The following is a 20,460-nucleotide window of genomic DNA, read 5'->3' as shown; positions in this document are numbered from 1 at the left end:
GGCATGACACCCTATGAGTTCGCAACCCGGTCCGAAAAAGGCCAAAACCAGAACAGAGCTAACTTATAAATGCGGACACAAAGGGGAGCAGGTCATTCGGCGACCCATCTTCCAACTTTTTCCAATCATCAGCCACACGATCACATAGTCTCGAATTTGGCGCGTCCGTCTCATGTCTGTACAAGCGGCGCCTGGAGGCCACAACATAACAAAAACCAGCAGTTGGGTTGGATACGTCCAAATGGTTGTGCAAGCTGATGTTACGGGCCGGGACCACGACGATTGTTTCACGTATAGCAAGCTCGGGCCGTCCATTGACATTACTATATCGCATAAACCGCGATTAGTGCGCAGTAAGAAGGGCGCTCCTCTAAATTCGAGGTACCCGAGCTAATCCACGGCTGCATCTCAATTGGGTAGTTGCGTCGTGCCAGATTGTGTCTCATATCCACGGGTTTTGAGGGGATGCCGAATATGACTAAATACGCGAGCCTCACCGACTATCTTAAACTTAGGACGGAAGGTGAACTTACTCTGACATTCGACGAGATTGCCGACATCATTAACGGATACCTTCCGAAGTCTGCAGAGCAGTCCCAATATTGGGAAAACGCGGCGAAGATGTGCGCGGGCCACAAAGCATCACAAAGAGCTGGTTATAAGACATATCTCGTACCTGGGAACGACAAGGTGCGCTTCGTTCGCAGTTAAGCTGGTTGACAAAATAACCACACTTGTCTCCTGTCGGGAGTAACCGATTTCGGCGTGAAGCCCGGCTTCCGGACGAGGTGCCCAAGCCGGGGCCTACTGACGCCGTTGACGGTGCAGGTCTCGCGATGTGCTGTGCTTGATGCCGCATCCATTGTCACCGAAGCCCATCCTCTTGGTTCGAGTGCGCTTTATTTTTGGAAAGGCGCGGATTACCCTCGTGACAAGTCGATCCGCACTTGCACGGACAAGCAGTGGTGAAGGCTAAAACGCGCGGTGAGGTTGTCATAATGGATGGTAAAAGCCTGCAGTCCTCTCGCAAAACCAGGAACGGCACGACTTCCCTGTAGTTACTGCGTCCAATCACAAGGATAATTACTGCTATCTCCGCAAATGGGAGCGGTGCCCATTCATAGGACCACTGCATCCATGCTTAGGTGACCTCGGGTAGGCCGCCGATCAGCTTGTCGAGCGTGATTGGATAGTGTCGGATCCTGACCCCTGTCGCGTTGTAGATCGCATTGGCAATAGCGGCAGCGACACCGCAAAGTCCGAGTTCACCGACGCCCTTCGCCTTCATAGGCGACGACATCGGATCGGTCTCATCCATGAAAATCACCTCCTGATGCGGAATGTCGGCATGCACCGGCACTTCATAGCCGGCGAGATCGTGATTGACGAAGTAGCCTCGGCGCGTATCGACCGCAAGCTCTTCGGAAAGTGCTGCCCCAACTCCCATCGTCATCGCGCCGATGACTTGGCTGCGCGCTGTGATCGGGTTGAGTATCCTTCCTGCCGCGCAGACGGCCAGCATGCGCCGGATTCTGCTCTCCCCAGTGTCGACGTCGACACCGACTTCAACAAAGTGGGCACCGAAGGTCGACTGCTGATGGGTCTTCGACAGATCGCCCCACTTCATGGTGTCCTCACCGACAAGTCCGTGCGGGCCTACGGCCTCGGCAAGGGGAAGCGACCGGTTGCCGGAGCGAACCTCGCCGTTTTCAAAGACAACATCGTCGGAGTTGAAGCCGAGCTTCTGCGTAATTGCCTCGCGCAGCTTGACGCAGGCTGCGTAGACACCAGATGTAGCGGAGTTTGCCCCGAACTGTCCGCCCGAACCGGCCGAAACGGGAAAGCGCGAGTCACCGAGATGAACGCTGACCCTGTCGATCGTGACGCCCATCATTTCCGCAGCCGTCTGGGCAATGATGGTGTAGCTGCCCGTTCCGATATCAGTCATGTCGGTTTCGACTGTAACGACCCCTTCACCGTCCAGTCGAACCTTCGCCCCAGAGGGCATCACAAGGTTGTTGCGAAAAGCCGCGGCGACACCCGTCCCGATAAGCCAGCTGCCCTCACGTCGGGATCCGGGCCGTCCTTGTCCCTCCCAGCCGAACCGCTCTGCCCCCAGTTTCAAACAGCCGATGAGATCGCGGTGAGAGAATGGGCGCTCGGGTTTTTCCGGATCGACTTGGGTATCGTTGATAATCCTGAACTGTACGGGATCAATACCCACCCTCTCGGCGATCTCGTCAATCGCTATCTCGAGCGCCATAAGGCCAGGTGCCTCGCCGGGCGCGCGCATTGCGTTGCCCTCGGGAAGATCGAGCGTCGCCAGCAGCATAGCCGTCATCCGGTTCGCGCCAGCGTAGAGTAGCCGGGTCTGCATGACAGCGGTCTCGGGGCCGCCCCCGGGTAAGTCGCCGGACCCGCTCTCATGCGCGATGGCCGTAATCTTGCCGTTGCGTTCAGCACCGATGCGGATTCGCTGGAGGGTAGCTGGGCGGTGGGTCGTGTTGTTTACGAGAAACGGCCGAGGCAGCGCTACCTTGACGGGACGCTTGGCAGCGCGTGCACCGAACGCGGCCAGCACGGCGTCCGCCCGAAGGAACAGCTTGCCACCGAACCCGCCGCCGATGAACGGCGACATCAGGTGGATCTTTTCCTTGTCCATATCAAGCGTTGTCGCCAGGTCGGACCGCCACCAGTCGATCATCTGGCTCGACGTCCAGACGGTCAACTCGTCGCCATCCCATGCGGCAATCGACGCGTGCGGTTCCATCATCGAATGTGATTGGTCCGGAGTGGTGTAGGTTTCGTCGAGAACGACCGGAGCGGCCCTGAAGGCGCCTTCGAAATCGCCCACCGCCGAATCCGGCTGTTCTGACTCCGGCTTGACCGCCGTATCCATCGCCGCCTTCAGATCAAACGAGCCCTTCTCCTCGGTGTAGGCGACCTTGATCAGCACGCTCGCCGCGCGTGCCTGCTCGAAGGTCTCCGCCACGACCACAGCGATCGCCTGATGATAGTGCTGCACCTCGTCACCTCCGAAGAGATTGGCGGTATTGTACTTGCCTTTTTTCCGCTTGCCCGCGTCCAGCGCAGTCACTACGGCGAGCACGCCCGGCGCCTTCTTCGCTGCGGAGATGTCCATCGACTTGATTCTGCCTTTAGCAATTGCAGCGCCGAGGGGATAGCCGTAAGCACAGCGCACGTTGGAGTCATGCCACTCGTACGCATACATCGCCCGGCCGGTCGTTTTGAGCTGGCCGTCAATGCGGGGGATCGGCCGACCGATGACCTTCAGACGATCGATCGGATTGGTGGTTGCTGGTGTATCGAACTGCATGGGCTCAACCCTTTGCTGCGGCTATGACTGCGCCGAGCGTGCGCTCGACCAGGTCAATCTTGAATCGGTTTTGCCCGGTGCTGCGCGCATCCGCAAGAAGGACACGGCTCGTTGCCCGCGCGCCGTTCGGTAGCTCGGTGTCCGCCGCTTCGACGCGCCATGGCTTGTGCGCGATACCTCCGACGGCAACGCGTCCCGTGCCGTCCGGCTGGATCACTGCGCCCACTGAGACAAGCGCAAAAGCATACGAAGCACGGTCCCGGACTTTCCGATAGATATGCTTGCCTCCGAGGGGGCGTGGCAGCAGCACGGCAGTAATGAACTCGCCGGGTTCCAGGACGGTCTCGATCTCAGGGGTATCTCCGGGCAGACGATGCAGATCCGCAATCGGAATGGAACGGCGGCTTCCATCGCCCTTGACGCTTTCGATCGTCGCATCCAGAGTCCGCAGGGCGACTGCCATGTCGCTCGGGTGCGTCGCAATACACGCATCGCTCGTTCCAATGACGGCGTGCTGTCGCGAAAAACCGCCAATGGCTGAACAGCCGCTGCCTGGCTGGCGTTTGTTGCACGGTTGGTTCGTGTCATAGAAATAGGGACAGCGTGTGCGCTGCAGAAGGTTTCCTGCCGTGGTGGCCTTGTTGCGCAACTGGCCGGAGGCGCCCGCGACAAGCGCTCTGGAAAGAAGGCCGTAGTCGCGACGAACGGTCTCGTCGGCAGCAAGATCCGTATTGCGGACCAAAGCGCCGATGCGCAGCCCGCCTTCCGATGTGGCTTCGATCTTATCCAGGCCGAGATCGTTCACGTCGATCAGATGAGCCGGCGTCTCGATTTCAAGTTTCATCAGATCCAGCAGGTTCGTGCCGCCGGCTATGAACTTGGCTTGGGAGTTGGAAGCGGCAACTTTGGCCGCTGCCTCGATGGAAGAGGCGCGTTCGTAAGTGAAGGGTCTCATGCTTTGGTCCCCGCGACTTCGATGATTGCGTCGACGATGTTGGAATAGGCACCACAACGACAGATGTTGCCGCTCATGCGCTCGCGAATTTCGACCGGAGTGATCGCCACTTCTGCATTAAGATTGTCGGTGACGTGGCTCGGGATGTTCGCCTGGATTTCCGCCAGCATGGCAACAGACGAACAGATTTGGCCCGGTGTGCAGTAGCCGCACTGGAACCCATCATGCTTAACGAAGGCTGCCTGCATGGGATGAAGATCGTCAGGCTTACCGAGACCTTCGATTGTGGTGATCGCGTCGCCTTCATGCATGATAGCAAGCGTCAGGCAGGAATTGATGCGGCGTCCGTCGATTATGACAGTGCACGCACCACATTGGCCGTGATCACATCCCTTCTTGGTTCCGGTGAGATGGAGATGCTCGCGTAGTGCGTCGAGAAGGGTTGTCCTGTTGTCGACATCGAGTTCGCGGCCCTCTTCGTTGACTGTAAAGGTTAGTTTGGTTGTGTAAGCCATTTCATTCCTTGAGGCCTGCGCCGCCGCTCCCCCGGCGATACCGATGGCCGCGACGGTCGCGGCCGATGAGATAAGTAGATCTCTGCGGGATATTTCAAGTTGGGTGGGGTGCATATCCAAGTCCAGTTTGTTTGTTGAGTCCAACAAGGTCGCGACGCCGATTAGGCAAGACCCGACGAACAATCCAGAACAGAAATACGGGACGATTGGTTGCCCGCTATCACATCATGTTAATTCATATAATCGTGATCGGTTCCCCTCCGCTGGTTTAGGGCTCGAGCGATCCGTCCCATCCGACGTGCCGGACGTTCTCGTGTTTCGTCGGTTTGGGGGATGCTGCGGCAACTCTCGCCGTCACAAGCAAAGACATCAGGCCGGAGCCTTGTCGCCTTTGAGTTCCGCCATCTTCTGCGAAAGGACCCAGAGGGCCTTGTTGAGCTTGATGTCCTGATCGATGCCATTGGCCAACTAAGCAGGAAAGACGAGCGTGTCGCCGCTGAGCTGACCGCTCTCGTACGCGAAACTGCGGGGCCGGATATGGAGATCCTGATCGACGCTCATGGACGTTTCAATGTACCTACCGCTATCCGCCTTTGCCGTACTCTAGAAGATGCAGGTGATATCGGTTGGTTTGAAGAACCGGTGCCCCCTGAAAGCTATCATGCCTTGAAACAGGTACGCGACAAGGTGGGCGCTGCGATTTCCGTTGGCGAAAGGCTGCATACACGCTGGGACTTCGTGCCCGTTTTGAGCAAGAACTGGCAGAATTCATTATGCCGGATGTGACCTGGACCGGAGGGATCACCGAGTTGAAAAAGATCGCGGCAATAGCGGAAGCTTATTATGTTCCGGTTACTCCCCACGATGCGAGCGGACCGATAAGTACAATTCGTTCCTCGAGAAACCGCTCGACAACAGCGGAGAGAGGTTGAAATTACCTGCTGGTTCCGGTCTCGGTCTAAGGCTTAACATGGACTTCATGCGCAGCAATATTATCGATGGCTTCGGGGGGTAAGATGTCTTGGAGAGATGGTGGGAAGGCAATTGACATTTTAGGCTCCTCTGTGGGCCCATCGGAAAGCTTAGGCGCCAATCTCCCGGGATTCAAAACGGTACAGGGTTAAGGCTGACGACTTGGGTTCCAATACGCGCCGACACCAAACTCCTGCGATTTTCGGATGCGGAATGGCAAGCCAACTGCAGTGGCGCGATATGTTCCAACGACAGAGATCAGCACGCCTGCAAGCCGCGGACGTAAGGCGCAGGCAACTTCAGAGCAGTGTTTTTCGCTTGTGCCTAAATATCCGCAATGACTCGTTTAACCAAAACATGGGCCTTCTCACGTCACAGCTATTGGCGCTGCATGCGGAAAACTTCCCGAGAGCAGATGCTCGCCGACAACTCTGCCGGGGAACATCCGCCAAAGACCAAAAAATAGGTTCTGTCTCAATCGATTGACCTTATCTTCACTCAGACACTACTAATTAATCCGCCGTCGACGCGTATGACAGATCCTGTCAGATAGGACGCGCGCGCGCTTGCCAGAAATGCCACGACGTCCGCATATTCCCGCGGTTCGCCGTAGCGACCAACAGGGATAGACGCTGTACTTGCGGCCGACACTTCCTCCACCGCTTTTCCATCGCGTTTCGCCTTTTGCTCATCGAGAAATGCAATCCGCTGCGTTGCTATGCGGCCCGGCAGCACAATATTGACCGTGACCCCATCCCGTCCGACTTCACCGGCAAGTGTCTTTGACCAGCCTAGGAGTGACATTCGCAGCGCATTTGACAAGCCGAGGTTGGGAATAGGAGCGACGACTCCCGAGGAGGTCGAGGTAATAATCCGGCCCCATTTTTTCTCCCGCATTTTTGGCAGGACAGCATCGCTGATCGCGATCACGGAAAGCACCATATTGTCGAAATATTTCCGCCAGCTATCCGCGCTCTGACCGGAAACCAGTGTCGGAGGCGGGCCACCGGTAATGTTGACCAGAATGTCCACCGATCCCAATTGTTTTGCGATCAGCGACAGATTCGGCTCGACCGCCGAAAGATCTCCAAGATCCCACCCCACCGCCATGGCGGAATCGCCACTGGCCTGAATATCGGCCACGGTCTTTTCAGCGGCCTCTTTGTTGATATCGGCGACTGCAACCTGAGCGCCTTCAACCGCCAATGATTTCGCAATAGCACTACCGAGACCACCGCCCGCGCCGAGAACGAGCGCAGTTTTTCCCTTGATTCCTAGATCCATGCGTATTTCCTTTCCATTTCCGGTAGAGCCGGTTCTTCGTTCAAATTCGCTGTCAACCGGCTATCCAGCCGCCATCGACCATGAGATTGATGCCTGTTATGTAGCTCGCCATGTCACTTGCGAGGAACAAGGCGGCGCCGGCGACGTCATCGGGAACACCAAGCCGCGGCCAAGGCGTACGCCGCCGGGAATAATCCAGGCCCTCCGGATCGTTTGCCACACCGGGTTTGCCGGTGATGATCTTGCCCGGCGCGATCGCATTGCAGATAATCAGCTCATCGGCGTGATCGATTGCGATTTGACGTGTCATTTGAACTATACCGCCCTTGCTGACGCCGTAGGGGAAGTCTCCGGGGCAAGCGACCATGCCGTGCTGGGACGAGATGTTAATGATCCGGCCGCGGATGTCATTGACCGGTTCCTGCTTCAGAAACTGCTGAGCAGCTCGTTTGCAGCAATAAAAGAAACCGGTGAGATTGACCCCGATAACACGGGCCCATTGATCGGGCGTCGTTTCAAGCAGGTTGGTTGAAGTATATATGGCGGCGTTGTTGACGATCACGTCGAGCCGACCGAACTGCTTGACCGTCTCTTCCACCAGCCCGTCGACAGCATCCCAGCTGGAGATGTCAGTCTTGACGAAGATCGCCTTTCCACCTTCGTCACAGATCATATTTGGAGTGGTTTCCCCACCCTCAAGGGGCGTCTCGATCACATCAGCGACGACGACTGTCGCTCCCTCCCTGGCGTAGCGAAGCGCTATGGCACGGCCAAGGCCTGAACTCGCGCCAGTGACAATCGCAATTCTGTTCTGCAATATGGGCATTGGTTTTCTCTCAGTCCTGCCGGGCTATGACTTGGCCCTGGGCCTCTGTGACAAGCGATCCTTGAGACACGATCGCCCTGCCGCGCAGAAAGACGTCCGTGAGTTCAGCAGGAACGGTCCAACCGTCGAATGGCGTGTAGCCGGCTCGGGACAGTTGTTGCGCGTTGGTGATCCTGAATTTCCGGCTCCGGTCGATGATCACAATATCGGCGTCATAACCCGCAACTATCGCACCTTTCGAGCGACCGAGACCAAAACGCCGCGCTGGAGCCAGAGCGCACATGCGCACAAGGTCTGTCAGCTTTATCACCCTCTCGTCGACCAGCTTCAGCATGACCGGCAGAAGGGTTTGCAGGCCGGGCATCCCGCCGGGAATTTCGGCGAAAGCACCGTAACGCGTGTCCTTTTCCGCCGCGCTATGGGGTGCATGGTCCGTCGCGACAATATCGATCAATCCTTCAGAAAGTGCCGCACGTAATGCCTGGACATCATCCCGTCCGCGCAGTGGAGGCGAGCCCTTCAGATTTGCTCCCAGTATCTCGTAGTCATCCGCCGTGAAAAAAAGATTCTGCGGCGTCGTTTCCACGGTTGCATCCGCCATGTCTTTGAGGCGACGCCACACACCAAGGCCAAGGAGAGAATTGATCTGGCGAATATGAATGCGTGCTGTGGACTGCGCAGCAGCCAGAACCGCGCGGGCGATACCGTTGGCTTCAGCCAGCGGCGGGCGGCTGGATAGAAATGCCCGAATGTCACCGGCCCAATCACGCGCCTCGCTGCCCAGCAAGATAGACTGGTCGCCCGGTGAAATGCCTATCACCGTATTCTCGCTGCCAAATCGTTTCAGGGTTTCATGGACGCTATCAAGGCTGTCAAAAAGGTAGGCGGGGGGTACATCTGCAGTAAATAGCTCGAGGGATACGGGCCGAAGCTTGAGCATTTCCAGGACGGCGTTCATATCCTTACTTATGACGCCCTGGAATCCGACATCGACGTTGAGACGCCCTTTCGCCAATTCCATCTTGTCGCGCAGCTGCTGACCTGTGGCTGTCCAGGGTTCGTCCGTCGGCATATCGAGCACAGTAGTGACACCCCCGAGAGCCGCAGCTTTTGTGCCACTGTCGAAATCTTCCTTGTGAGTGAGCCCCGGTTCACGCAGATGGGCATGCGCATCGATCAGTCCCGGAAGCAGATATTTCCCTGCGGCATCCACATGTGTCCGGGCACCTGCTGTTTCTCCAGGACAAAGGAGCGCGGCAAACAGTCCGTTGGCGATGGCAATGTCGGCTTTGCACTCTCCTTCCGCATTGACGACGGTACCGCCTGTGATCAGCGTATCAAACATTTGGCCGATCCCACATTTGTCAGCTCAAGCCCGGCAAGCGCGGCTCTTCATGTGTGACAACTTCGATCAGCGCTGCCTGTCCCTTGCCCACCCGTTCAAGGCCACGCAGGAGCGCCGGCCGAAGGTTTTGCGGAAGGCTCACACATTCCCCGTAGCCGCCCAAGGCTTCTGCAATCGGGGCATAGGCGCCCGACATACGGTTTGCGCCATATTTTCGGGAAGCTATCGGCATGCTGGCCGCATAACCGCCAAGCACATTGTTGCGTAACACCACGGTCAGAATTGGCAAGTGACACCGGATTGCAGTTTCGAAATCAATAGCGACCATGCCAAAGGCAGACTCACCCATCAGGTTGACAACAGTGGCGTTGGGCCGCGCGAGTTTAGCACCAAGCGCAAAACCGAGGCCGCTGCCAAGCTGAGTTGTCTTCCCCCAGCCTATATAGCTTCCCGGTACAACGGCCTCATAGAATGGACTGAACTGATCGCGTGGATTACCGGCGTCGTGAGTGACAACAGAGTTAGAGGGATCAACCGCCTGCATGATTTCCCAAACGACGCGATAAGGTGAGATCGGCTCGCTGTCGGCAGTCAATAGCGGCATCCAGCGTTCCCTAAACGCGGACCGTATCGAACGGATCTCGTTCATGACGTCGGCACGATCCACCAAGACATGCTTTTGTTGATTGACATAGGCGATCATCTGCCTGAGGGCCGAGCGAGCATCGCTGACGACGCCTTGGGCGATGAGATAATCCTTGCCAAGGTCGCCCGCGTCCACCGTAACCTGTAAGAGCACCTTGTCTTTCGCGATCGGCAATATGTAATAGGATCGCGTCAAGCTCGTGCCCAGCGCTAAAACGACGTCTGCCTTGTCCATGAAGTGATCTACCGTGGCTGGCCTTGCCCTGCCTGCCGTACCTAGCGCCAGTGGATGGTTTTCCGGAAAGCCACTCTTTCCATTTGGTGTCGTCATGACCGGGATACGCAGCAATTCGGCAAACTCGACCAGTTCTTTCGTGGCGGAGGCGGCAAGAACTCCCTGGCCCGCAAACACTACCGGGTTTTTTGCGGCCAGAAGTGTTTTGACCAGTTCAGCAATCTCGCCAGCATCACCCTGCGGTGCGCTGCGCCGTGGTCGTTGATAGACCTCATTGGTTGGATCGAATTTTTCCGCAAGCAAATCGACGGGCAACTCCAGCAGTACTGGCGCCGGTCGGCCATTGCGAACGCGGGAAATGGCCGAATGCATTAATTTGGGCAGATGTTCGATGCGGCCTGCTGTCTCGGACCATTTGGTCACGTGCCGGAAATTACGGCTGGCGTGGAAATTTGGGGGCACTGCTTCCGACCCGCGCGGATATCCTGTCGGCAAAAACAGGATGGGGGCGCGGTCGTTGAACGCTTGGGCGATCCCACCAAACGCGCTCTCAGCGCCAGGCCCATACTGCACTGTTACGACAGCCAACTCACCATCAGCCACAGTGCGGGCGTAGCCTTCGGCAATGTTGACCGCGACACGCGGCGTTCGGGCGATAACCGGTGGAATGTCGAGTGCCGCGCAGGCATCGAAGAGTTCGCTGTTGGGAAAGCCGATGATCTGCTTGACGCCTTCCAGCTTTAGGATTGAAGCGACGATCTGCGCGCCGGACATCGTCTGCCCTCCGGCCTTCACCGGGCTGATCATCAATCTGCCTGCCACGCTCGCATCGACCCTGCGGATTGATTCATTCATGATTTTCGAGCCAATGACGCGCGATGTCTTCCCGCCGCATGAAGGCAGCAGCTGGTTTATTGCTGACGTGCTCAATAACCTCGCGCAAACCCGAGGCACGATTGGGCTGACCCATCCAGCGGGCATGAACACCGATGGTAAGCATCCGCCCCCCGGTCTCGTCAGCTTCGTCGATCATATAGTCGATGGCGGAACGGCAATCCTCGGCAAAATCGCGCGGACTGCTATAGCCGGGCGCTATCAGGTAGCGACTGTCGTTCAGCGTCTTGGAATAGGGGACGACCAGCAGCCGCGTTCCATCGTGGTCGGCATAATATGGAAGATCATCGTTGCAAGGGTCGGAATAATACAGGAAACCACCTTCTTTAACGATCAGGTCACGCGTGTTGACGCTCGGAAAAGAGCGGCAGTTCCAGCCCAACGGGCGCCGTCCCGTCAGCTTCTTGTAAAGCGCAATTGCCTCATTCAGCTGGCGCTCCTCTTCATTGCGGTCCAGGGTGGAATATTCGCTCCAGCGCAGGCCATGACCCAGCAGATCGTGGCCGCGTGCGTTCATCCATTCGATGACGGCCGGGTTGCGCTCCAACGCAACAGCACAGGCGGACACTGTAACTGGAACGTTATATCGATCAAAAAGACGCGCCAAACGCCAGACACCAGCACGGCTGCCGTATTCAAAGTGGGTTTCGGTGCCGAGATCGCGCACCGGTGGGCTATTGGGAATATTGTATTCACCCCAATTGTCGTTACGACCATCTTCCAGCCACGAGTATTCCGAGCCTTCTTCGTAGTTGAGCACCAGATTGATGGCGAGTTTCACGCCATTCGGCCAGCGGACAAAGGGTGGCTTCGGGCCGTAGCCTATGAAATCGCGCGGCTGGTGTTCTGTATTATTCAACGCGGTCTCACCCGTCATCATAGTCCCTCCCCTGCTGCGTTGCTCTCATTGGCGACAATCCATTGCATGTAGTCGTGAAAAGCCTCCTTGACTGGACGTGGACGCCAAGCAGTGTCGCGCTCAATACGTGCAAGGTCATAAGCACCCCACATGCCGTCTTTCAGTGCGGTGTCTTGAATTATGTTGGCAGTCTCTGGAGGGCTGACTTCGACCATCAGATCCGGTATTTTTTCCTGCGCCCAGTTGATCACGTCGCCGATGGTCGACGTGACGCCACTGCCGATATTGTAATGGCGGTAACGAAGACGTGGCGCCATGAGCAGAGCGATAATTGCCTGTGCCACATCCGACGAGTGTGCATAGTCACCTACCGGTTCCAAGCTGTTGGGACGGATCACCTCACCTGCCAGGGCCATGTGCGCGACGCGATTTGGTACGTGACGAAAATTGCGGCTTGTGGTTGCCCGGTCCATAGGACCATAAACAGATGCGAGGCGAACACTTAAGGCCGATATGCCGAAGAGATCAGCGTAACGGTTGACGACCATTTCCGAGGCGAATTTGGAAATGGCGTAAAGGGTCAACGGCGCGACATAACCATCTTCCGGCAGCGGCTCTCCCGCCCAATCTGGACCGTGATGGCGATAGATCGCACCAGAGCTGACATAGACAAAGCGCTTGACCAACGGCTTGGCCCGGGCCCATTCCAGCACCCTCACGGTTCCCATCAAGTTGACGTCGACGATGCGGGCCGGGTCCTCGGCTTCCGGCTGGCGCTGCGCTTCCGTTACACTGCCTCGCGAGATGGGGGTTATCGTTGCGCCATGCACCACTAACGAAATGTCATGGCCATCAAGTTCGCTCGACCACTGCTTTGAATCCAGGATATCGGCTTTAAGCACGGTAAGACGGTCTCGAACGGGAGCGAAATACCGCTCAGCCATGTCGTCAAGTCCGGACCGGTCGAGAATAACGGCGCGGGCCTGTGGGTCGCGATCAAGCCACTCGCGAACCAGAACACTCATAACAAAACCCGTACCGCCGGTTACAAAGAGAGTCATTTCGAGATCCATTTCATTGCAGCGAAGAGATTCACCGAGTTGCAAAACCACCATCAGCGAGCAAATCAGTGCCGGTAACGAAGGAGGCGTCCGGGGACAGGAGAAAGACGGCAGCGGCAGCAATCTCACCGGGTTGCGCGATCCGGCCGAGCAGATGCGCGGGTCCGAGACCTTTATTGGCTGTCTCAAGATCGGGCCAGCGTTGCAAAAGCCTGGAAGTAGCCACTGCCCCCGGAGATAGACTGTTCACGCGAATGCCATCGCCGGCATGATCGACCGCCATGGCTTTGGCAAGATGGACGAGGCCTGCCTTGGCCGCGCAATAGGCTACCGCCTTTCCGGTCGCCACATGACCAAATTGGGACGCGACAAGCACTATCGATCCGCCCCCGCTGGAAATCATGAGTGGTACCGCGAATTTGCTGGCGATAAATGCGCCCGTCAGGGTAACGTCGATTTCCAGCCGCCATTGCTCTTCATCGAGATCGACGACCGTGCCATCGAGCGAGGGTGCCGCAGCATTGTGGACCAATCCATCGAGGCGCCCAAAATGATCAATAGCAGCGCTCATTGACCGGGCCATGGAACGTTGATCCGTCACATCACACTCAAGCGCCAAGGCACAAGAACCTAGTTCCGCAGCAAGATTTGCGACGCTATCCGGCGAAGCGTCCGCGCAGACTGCACTTCCTCCTTCGGCTATGCAGCGCCGCGCGATCGCTGCCCCGATACCGCTTGCAGCTCCAGTGATGAAGACCACCTTTCCGCCAAGCCTTTTCCCCGATTGATCTGGAATTTCCATCATGACGCAAGCGTCCGTGAAAGGTCCTGCCGTGGCGGAAAGGGTCGTTCTCGCGCAATGAATTGCCCGCGACCAGGCTTGGACAGGACCTTGCCATCATTCCAAACCAGTTCCCCGCGCGAAATGGTCATGACGGGCCAGCCCCGCACCGTTTGACCTTCATAGGGTGTATGGTCGGTTGCATGATGCAACATCGCGTTGTTGATGGTGACTATTCGGTCCGGATCCCAGATCGCCAAGTCTGCATCTGATCCGACCGCCATCGCTCCCTTGCGCGGATAGAGACCGAAGAGACGTGCCGGTGCTGCGGAAGTCAGCTCGACAAACTTCTGGAGAGAGATGCGGCCACCATTGACACCAGCCGAAAATAGCAGCGCAAGTCGCGTCTCAATGCCAGGAATGCCATTTGGAATCCGGTTAAACGGCGTATCAGGGCCGCCCGCAATCTTGTCGGCATAGTTCCAGGGCGAATGATCAGATGAAAAAACTTCAAGGGTTCCGTCAAGGATCCCGTCCCAAATCGCCGGTTGGTTGGACTTGTCACGGGGTGGCGGCGTACAGACGCATTTCGATCCGGACAGGTCATGGGTGTCGATGTTCTCAGCCGACAGGAATAGGTATTGCGGACAGGTTTCCGCGTAGATGGGCAACCCTCTGGCCTTGGCACGTCGGATTTCCTCCACCGCGCCGCCGGCGGCAACATGGCTGACCAGAATGGGAGTTTCGATCAGTTCCGACAAACTGATTGCGCGATGGGTGGCCTCCCGATCTCCGATCTCTGAGTGAGCTTTCTCGTGGTAGCGTAGCTGCGTTTTGCGGGCTTCGATAAATTTCTCAGTGAGCCAGCGGATACAAGCGTCGTTTTCCGCATGGACCATGACCATTGCGCCCTCTGACCTGGCAACATCGAGAACGTTCAGTACCTCATAATCATCGAGCTTCAGCCCGTCATATGTGAGGTAAATTTTCATCGAAGTGCAGCCTTCATTGATCAAGGCCGGGATCTCGTTCTTTAAAACCTCCGCCGACGGATCACCGACGATCAAATGAATCCCATAGTCAATATGAGCCTTCGGGCGGGCCCGATCGTGGTAGTCGAGGACGATGTCTCGCAGCGATTGACCGCGCATCTGCATGGCAAAGGGTATAACGGTCGTCGTGCCGCCGCACATTGCCGACAGCGTTCCGGTGTTGAAGTCATCAGCCGTGGCTTTGCCTTCCCACGGCTGCTGATCCATATGGCAGTGGCTATCGACGCCGCCTGGGAGAACCAGCCGGCCTTCAGCCGATATTTCCGTATCTCCCTTCGGCAAATCTTTGCCAAGCGCCGCAATTTTCCCACCACGAATCCCAACATCAATTTCAAGGGTTTGATCTGGCAAGACGACCCTTCCACCCCGAATGACGAGCTCAAAATCACATGCACTGCTCATTCGTTTACTCCTGAGGTTACACAACTCGATCCCCTGCTGGCGGGTATCACGGCGTGTCTGCGCATGAGATTGAAACTCGCTGCGATTGCTACAGACGCTGCTCCGCTGCCCAGCATTACAAACAGCGCTTGCGGCGCCACATGTTCCATCAGACCGGCGGCCAAGCCGGGCGTCATGACGTTGCCGATGGAGTAGAGAAGGAGCAGTCCGCCGGATGCCGACACCATATGGCGGCTCTCAATCTGTGAATTGGCAAAGGCGATAGCGACGGGATAGATGGTCAAAGCCGTCGCTCCATAGGCGAAAAAAAGCACAAAGAGCAACGAAACATACCGATTGCCCGACCATACAATCCCGGCACACAGCAACGCAGCAACACCCCCTTGCACCAGTAACATCAGACGGCGATCCAAGCGATCCGACAACCAGCCCACCGGGGCCTGGGCCAGCATACCGCCGATACTGAATGTCGTGATCAATGCAACAGTCGTAGCCGCAGAAAGGCCGATACGAACACCATATATCGGCGTCATTGCAAAGACATTCATATTGGTCATGCCGGCCTGGAAAACGCCAAGGATTGTAACAGGCGCGAGAATAGCAAGTTTCCATAGACTATAGCGCTGTTTGGCTGGCGCGATGGTCAATGGATCAGGTTGAGGTTCCCAGGCTGGCAATACTGGCCAGTGAGCGGCAATGAATTTGCAATAAACCAGACCAGCGACGAACGTCATTGTCGCAATGAGGAACAGGTGCGGTGAATGCGGCCCGGCCACCTCGATCATCAATTGGCCGAACAGGACCGCAAGCGAGGTCATCAGCATATAGAGCGCAAAATAGGTGCCTCGATGGCGCTGGTCGGCGTAAAGATTGATCCAGCTCTCTGAAACGATGAACAGCGCTGCCATCGACAGACCATTCATCAGACGAAGAACCACCCACACGGGCATGAATATTGTCAGGGTAAAACCCGCTGTCGCCAGCGCCGCAAGCAAAGAAACCAGGAGAAAGGTCCTCTGATGCCCAAGTTTGGCAACAAGAAACCGCGTGACGAGGCAACCCGCCAGAAATCCCACCGGGAATGCGGTCAACACAGTCTGGACCACGCGCGGGTCTACCTCCGGATTGCTCAAATGAAGTGAAACTGCTGTCGTCAGCAAGCCGTTGCCGGTGCCAATAATGCATATACTGAACAGGATCGGGAAAATGGCGCGGGACCGCGCCACTTTCTGCCAGAGTCTTGTTCCGGATACCGACGGCTGAGTCACGATTATGCACACCCTTGCGCTGATGCGCCGAATGGAGATGGCGTGGTGCGCAGTTCGGCAGCGTCGATATGGCAGGCAATCTCATGTGTGTCTGACATTTTTCGTAATGGAGGCGGCACGGAATCGCATGCTGCGCCGACCTTTCGGTGGCAGCGGGTCGCAAATCGGCAGCCGGCGGGAACATTGATCGGACTGGGTGTATCACCCGTCAAGTGGACACGAACGCGCCTCTTCTCATCCGGATTGGGGCTGCGGATCGCCGAAATCAGAGCTTCGGTGTAGGGATGCGTACCGCCGCCAAACACCTCTTCGACAGTTCCCTGCTCCATGACCTTGCCAAGGTACATGACAACAACTTTGTCAGCGACATGCCTGACCAACGCCAGGTCGTGGCTGATAAACAGCATCGTCGATTGTCTCTCCCGCTGGATATCGAGAAGAAGGGTAACAATGGCCGCTTGGACGGATACATCGAGAGCTGAGACAGGTTCATCAGCAACGATGAGTGCCGGATCGGCTGCGAAGGCACGGGCGATCGCAATTCTCTGCTTCTGCCCGCCGGAGAGCTGATTTGGCTTGCGGTTGGCGATCGTAGGCGACAGCCGCACCATTTCAAGAAGCTCGCGAACGCGCTCTTCGATCGCGGCCTTACCCTTGCGGATGCCGAACTTTTTGATGGAACGGCGGATCGAGAATGCCGCAGAATGGGACGGATTGAGGGTACTGTCCGGATTCTGGAAAATCATCTGGATGGATTGCAGAAGGTGGCGAGGCCGGTCTTTCGCCTGAATTTCCGCAACGTTTTCGCCAGCTATCCGAATCTCTCCCGAAGTGGCCCGGTCAAGTCCCGTGACGATGCGAGCCAAGGTTGACTTCCCACAACCGGACTCGCCAACGAGTGCGACAATCTCGGCCTTCGCCGCATTGAATGAGACTGATTCATTCGCCTTCAGGGTTCTGTCCCCGCCCAGCTTGTAAAGTTTGGTCAGATCAGAAACCGCCACAGCTTCCGTTTGAACCTGAGCCTTGCCAATCTGCGCAAGTTGGGCAGGTTGGGAGCGTTTCATATCCCTCCAGCGAATGCAGCGAACCACATGATCACCGCCGATATCTTCAAGCTCGAGATCCGGCCTATCACACAGACCGGCCGTAAACCCTGTACAGCGCGGTGCGAAGAAACAGCCGACGGGGCGCTCTTGTGGCAACGGGATATGGCCAGGGATAGCGGCAAGCGACCGGCTGCGCTTGTCATGGGTGATATCGGGGATGCAATCGATCAAGCCCTGCGTATAGGGATGGCGTGGTTTGCGAAAGAGATCACCGGTGGGGCCTTCTTCCACCATTTCGCCCGAATACATAATGCCAACCCGGTCGCAGGTCTCCGCAATCAATCCAAGATTGTGCGAAATGAACAAGAGACTTGTGGAATAGCGGGATCGCAATTCACCGATCAGATCAATAACCGCCGCTTCCACGGTAACGTCGAGGCCGGTGGTCGGCTCATCTAGAAGCAATAAAGACGGGCGCGCCAGGAGTGCCATAGCGATAACCACGCGCTGTTGTTGACCGCCCGAAAGTTGGTGCGGATAGCGCTTGAGCATATCGCTGGCGTCAGGCAAACGTACATCTGCAAGCATGGCGGCAGCCATTTCCATGGCCTCCGTGCGGGACACTCCCAGATGCAGAAGCGGCACTTCTGCAAGTTGGGATCCAATTGTTTTAACCGGATTGAGTGCGCTCATCGGGTCTTGATAGACCATGGCAATCTGCCGGCCCCTGATTGCCCGCAGCTCTCTCGCACTTGCGCCGACCAGCTCCTTGCCTTCGAAGCGGATGCTGCCACCGGCGATCACACCCGTGTTGCCGAGATACCCCATGATGGCCATGGCAGTCGTGCTCTTGCCGCAACCGGATTCACCGACGAGACCATAACTTTCCCCCGCCTTGACGCTAAAGGACAGGGTGGGAACGGCCACCACAGTCTCGCTCTTGCCGTGAAACTCGATCCTCAGATCGTTGACATCAAGAACGGTATCGGACTGTGAACTGCCGGACATGGCCGCTCCTTTAGGGTTGGATACGATCAGGTTCATGGTTTCCAAGCCTCTCTCATGCCATCAGCGAGTAGGTTAAAGCCAAGTACAAGACTGACGAGGGCTGCGGAGGGGATTAGTGACATCAACGGCCAGACATTGAGGACCGTTACGCTCTCCTTGACCATCCCGCCCCAGTCCGGATTGGGGGGCGGTAGTCCAAGACCGAGGAAGCCAAGAATGCCAATAGTGATGATCGTATAACCGATGCGCAAACAGGCATCGACGATCAACATGCTGCGGCAGTTGGGGAGGAGTTCGACCAGCATGATATAGAGCGTGTTCTCTGCTCGCAGCCGCGCCGCCGCAATGTATTCCTGCTCCTTGAGGCCGAGCACCAAACCGCGCGTGATGCGCCCTATACCGGGGGCCGATGCGATTGTTGTCGCAATCACGATGTTCGTGACCGAAGGCCCGATATTCGCGATCAGAATGACGTAGATGACCAGCACGGGGAAAGCGAGGATAATGTCGGAAAACCGGCTGATGACGGTGTCGATCCAGCCACCGTAATAACCGGCGAGCATGCCCATCGTAATTCCGACAATCATGGCGACGGCCACAGAAAGCGGGGCAACCGACAGCACCGTTCTTGCACCGAAGATCAGCCGGGCCAGTATGTCCCGTCCCAGGATATCAGTGCCCAGCCAATGAGCCGCGGAAGGATATGGATTGCCCATAGCCATAACATCGGAATCCGTTGGAGACGGCAAAGGCAGAACGGGGGCTAGCAAGGCCGCGGCAACCCAGAACGTGACGAGAAACAGGCCGATGAGAGCTGTGCGCGAATAAAAGATCCGCATCCAGTTTGACCGTGCTTGACGTTTTATACGGGCTACCTGAACTGCATCCGGAATATCTAGAGCTGCCATGATTTACCTCACCCGGATGCGTGGATCTAGCAGCATGTAGCCGAGGTCACCCAGCAGCTGCGTTACGACGGCAATGGCGACAGTGATCAGCGTTGCCGCCTCGAGAGTTGAGATATCGCCGAACAGGCTGGCTTCGAGTATCAATCGCCCAAAGCCCGGATAGGCAAAGACGAGCTCGGTCACGACCACGCCGCTGATGAGAAAGTTGATCTGGAGGAGCAGTACAGTGAACGGTGCAATCATTGCATTGCGCAGGGCATGGCCGAGGATCACACGACGTGTGCTCATGCCTTTCAGCACTGCGGTGCGAATATAGGGCCGTTCCATTACAGCGATCATAGAAACGCGGATCATCCGGGCGACGTATCCGAAATCGTAGATCACCAGCACAGCTACGGGCAGGACGAACTGGTAAGGAATCGCCCAACCTCCGTCACTGTTCAAGGGGCTTGTCCCGGGTAGTATCGGCCAGAGAATGACGAAAAGCGTGACCAGAAAAACGCCCGAAGCGAATTCCGGAATTGATGTGAAGGTGATGCATATCACCGACAGAGTTCTGTCGAGGGGGCCTCCTTCCTTCAGCCCCGAAAGGATGCCAAAGATAATGGAAAGGGGAACGATGAGGAGAAAGGCGAGGCCGGCGAGAATCGCGGTATTGCCCAGCCTGTTCCAAATCACGTCGTTGACAGGCAGCTTGTTGAGGGTCGAATAGCCAAAGTTGCCAAAATATTGTGAGCCGCGCGGATCTTTGAAATTCAGGCCAGTGCTCGGGTCCTGCAGCGGATCAGGGATAGCTCCAACGAGAACACCGAGCCAACGGCCATAACGTACGACGAGCGGATCGTTTGCCTTCAGCTTCGCCGTCAGCAGGTCGACCTGCTGTTGCGTCGCGAATGGTCCAAGAGATTTGCGTGCGACGCTGCCGGGTGTGTATTCACAGACTGCGAAGACCAGAAACGATGCGCAGAGCATTGTCAGCAACATCATTGCCAGTCGGTTGAGCAGGAATTTTACCATGTCATCGTTCCATCGCCATCTGCACTGTCCCCGGTCGCACGTTCGCG

The 20,460-nt window shown here is 56.8% G+C and carries 16 protein-coding genes and 1 pseudogene; 2 read left to right on the top strand and 15 right to left on the bottom strand.

Going from position 1 to position 20,460, the window contains the following annotated elements:
- The first annotated feature begins 474 nt into the window (after nucleotides 1–474).
- A complete protein-coding gene (locus FHS21_RS28470) occupies nucleotides 475–711 on the top strand; it encodes a DUF7662 domain-containing protein (protein ID WP_112529458.1) in 237 nt (78 codons plus the stop codon).
- 430 nt (nucleotides 712–1,141) lie between these two features.
- Here the strand turns inward: FHS21_RS28470 and paoC are convergent, their stop codons facing one another.
- Genes paoC through paoA form a run of 3 tightly spaced genes read right to left on the bottom strand, consistent with a single transcriptional unit; the run spans nucleotide 1,142 to nucleotide 4,921 of the window.
- Nucleotides 1,142–3,337: an aldehyde oxidoreductase molybdenum-binding subunit PaoC gene (gene paoC / locus FHS21_RS28465; RefSeq protein WP_183665366.1), complete on the bottom strand. Its 2,196-nt coding sequence runs from the start codon at nucleotides 3,335–3,337 to the stop codon at nucleotides 1,142–1,144.
- A gap of 4 nt (nucleotides 3,338–3,341) precedes the next feature.
- The gene (locus FHS21_RS28460; protein WP_183665364.1) at nucleotides 3,342–4,292 is read right to left on the bottom strand and encodes an FAD binding domain-containing protein; all 951 of its coding nucleotides are present in this window, start codon (nucleotides 4,290–4,292) and stop codon (nucleotides 3,342–3,344) included.
- Complete coding sequence (paoA, locus tag FHS21_RS28455; RefSeq protein WP_183665362.1) at nucleotides 4,289–4,921, bottom strand: aldehyde dehydrogenase iron-sulfur subunit PaoA; 633 nt, start codon at nucleotides 4,919–4,921, stop codon at nucleotides 4,289–4,291. Before paoA ends, FHS21_RS28460 begins: the two co-directional genes overlap by 4 nt.
- 348 nt (nucleotides 4,922–5,269) lie before the next feature.
- On the opposite strand from paoA, the pseudogene FHS21_RS28450 reads away from it, so the two are divergent.
- Nucleotides 5,270–5,822 (top strand): annotated as a pseudogene (locus FHS21_RS28450) (enolase C-terminal domain-like protein); the annotation flags it as partial.
- Between the two features lie 455 nt (nucleotides 5,823–6,277).
- On the opposite strand, the gene FHS21_RS28445 reads toward FHS21_RS28450, so the two are convergent.
- From FHS21_RS28445 to FHS21_RS28390, 12 genes are read right to left on the bottom strand one after another with little or no spacing between them, the layout of a single operon-like run.
- Nucleotides 6,278–7,063 carry an SDR family oxidoreductase gene (locus FHS21_RS28445; protein WP_183665361.1) on the bottom strand — a complete coding sequence of 262 codons (786 nt, stop codon included), beginning with the start codon at nucleotides 7,061–7,063 and terminating at the stop codon, nucleotides 6,278–6,280.
- Nucleotides 7,064–7,115: 52 nt separating this feature from the next.
- Nucleotides 7,116–7,889, bottom strand: a complete 774-nt coding sequence (locus FHS21_RS28440) for an SDR family NAD(P)-dependent oxidoreductase (protein WP_183665359.1) — start codon at nucleotides 7,887–7,889, stop codon at nucleotides 7,116–7,118.
- Nucleotides 7,890–7,899: 10 nt separating this feature from the next.
- Nucleotides 7,900–9,234 carry a dihydroorotase gene (locus tag FHS21_RS28435; protein ID WP_183665357.1) on the bottom strand — a complete coding sequence of 445 codons (1,335 nt, stop codon included), beginning with the start codon at nucleotides 9,232–9,234 and terminating at the stop codon, nucleotides 7,900–7,902.
- Between the two features lie 19 nt (nucleotides 9,235–9,253).
- The gene (locus FHS21_RS28430; protein ID WP_246411277.1) at nucleotides 9,254–10,969 is read right to left on the bottom strand and encodes a thiamine pyrophosphate-requiring protein; all 1,716 of its coding nucleotides are present in this window, start codon (nucleotides 10,967–10,969) and stop codon (nucleotides 9,254–9,256) included.
- The gene (locus tag FHS21_RS28425; protein ID WP_246411275.1) at nucleotides 10,962–11,888 is read right to left on the bottom strand and encodes an allantoinase PuuE; all 927 of its coding nucleotides are present in this window, start codon (nucleotides 11,886–11,888) and stop codon (nucleotides 10,962–10,964) included. Before FHS21_RS28425 ends, FHS21_RS28430 begins: the two co-directional genes overlap by 8 nt.
- Nucleotides 11,885–12,928: an NAD-dependent epimerase/dehydratase family protein gene (locus FHS21_RS28420; protein WP_183665355.1), complete on the bottom strand. Its 1,044-nt coding sequence runs from the start codon at nucleotides 12,926–12,928 to the stop codon at nucleotides 11,885–11,887. Before FHS21_RS28420 ends, FHS21_RS28425 begins: the two co-directional genes overlap by 4 nt.
- A gap of 31 nt (nucleotides 12,929–12,959) precedes the next feature.
- Nucleotides 12,960–13,733, bottom strand: coding sequence for an SDR family NAD(P)-dependent oxidoreductase (locus FHS21_RS28415; RefSeq protein WP_246411273.1), 774 nt, complete (start codon nucleotides 13,731–13,733; stop codon nucleotides 12,960–12,962).
- Nucleotides 13,730–15,163, bottom strand: a complete 1,434-nt coding sequence (hydA, locus tag FHS21_RS28410; protein WP_183665353.1) for a dihydropyrimidinase — start codon at nucleotides 15,161–15,163, stop codon at nucleotides 13,730–13,732. Before hydA ends, FHS21_RS28415 begins: the two co-directional genes overlap by 4 nt.
- Nucleotides 15,160–16,431: an MFS transporter gene (locus FHS21_RS28405; RefSeq protein WP_312879953.1), complete on the bottom strand. Its 1,272-nt coding sequence runs from the start codon at nucleotides 16,429–16,431 to the stop codon at nucleotides 15,160–15,162. Before FHS21_RS28405 ends, hydA begins: the two co-directional genes overlap by 4 nt.
- A gap of 2 nt (nucleotides 16,432–16,433) precedes the next feature.
- Nucleotides 16,434–18,524, bottom strand: a complete 2,091-nt coding sequence (locus FHS21_RS28400) for a dipeptide ABC transporter ATP-binding protein (protein WP_183665351.1) — start codon at nucleotides 18,522–18,524, stop codon at nucleotides 16,434–16,436.
- Complete coding sequence (locus FHS21_RS28395; protein ID WP_183665349.1) at nucleotides 18,521–19,396, bottom strand: ABC transporter permease; 876 nt, start codon at nucleotides 19,394–19,396, stop codon at nucleotides 18,521–18,523. Before FHS21_RS28395 ends, FHS21_RS28400 begins: the two co-directional genes overlap by 4 nt.
- Before the next feature lie 3 nt (nucleotides 19,397–19,399).
- A complete protein-coding gene (locus FHS21_RS28390) occupies nucleotides 19,400–20,413 on the bottom strand; it encodes an ABC transporter permease (protein WP_183665347.1) in 1,014 nt (337 codons plus the stop codon).
- Nucleotides 20,414–20,460: the final 47 nt, after the last annotated feature.

It is taken from the genome of Phyllobacterium trifolii (genome assembly GCF_014192095.1).
GTDB lineage: Bacteria > Pseudomonadota > Alphaproteobacteria > Rhizobiales > Rhizobiaceae > Phyllobacterium > Phyllobacterium trifolii.
The sequence above is the reverse complement of the archived record's forward strand: the minus strand, read 5'-3'. Positions and strand labels throughout refer to the sequence as shown.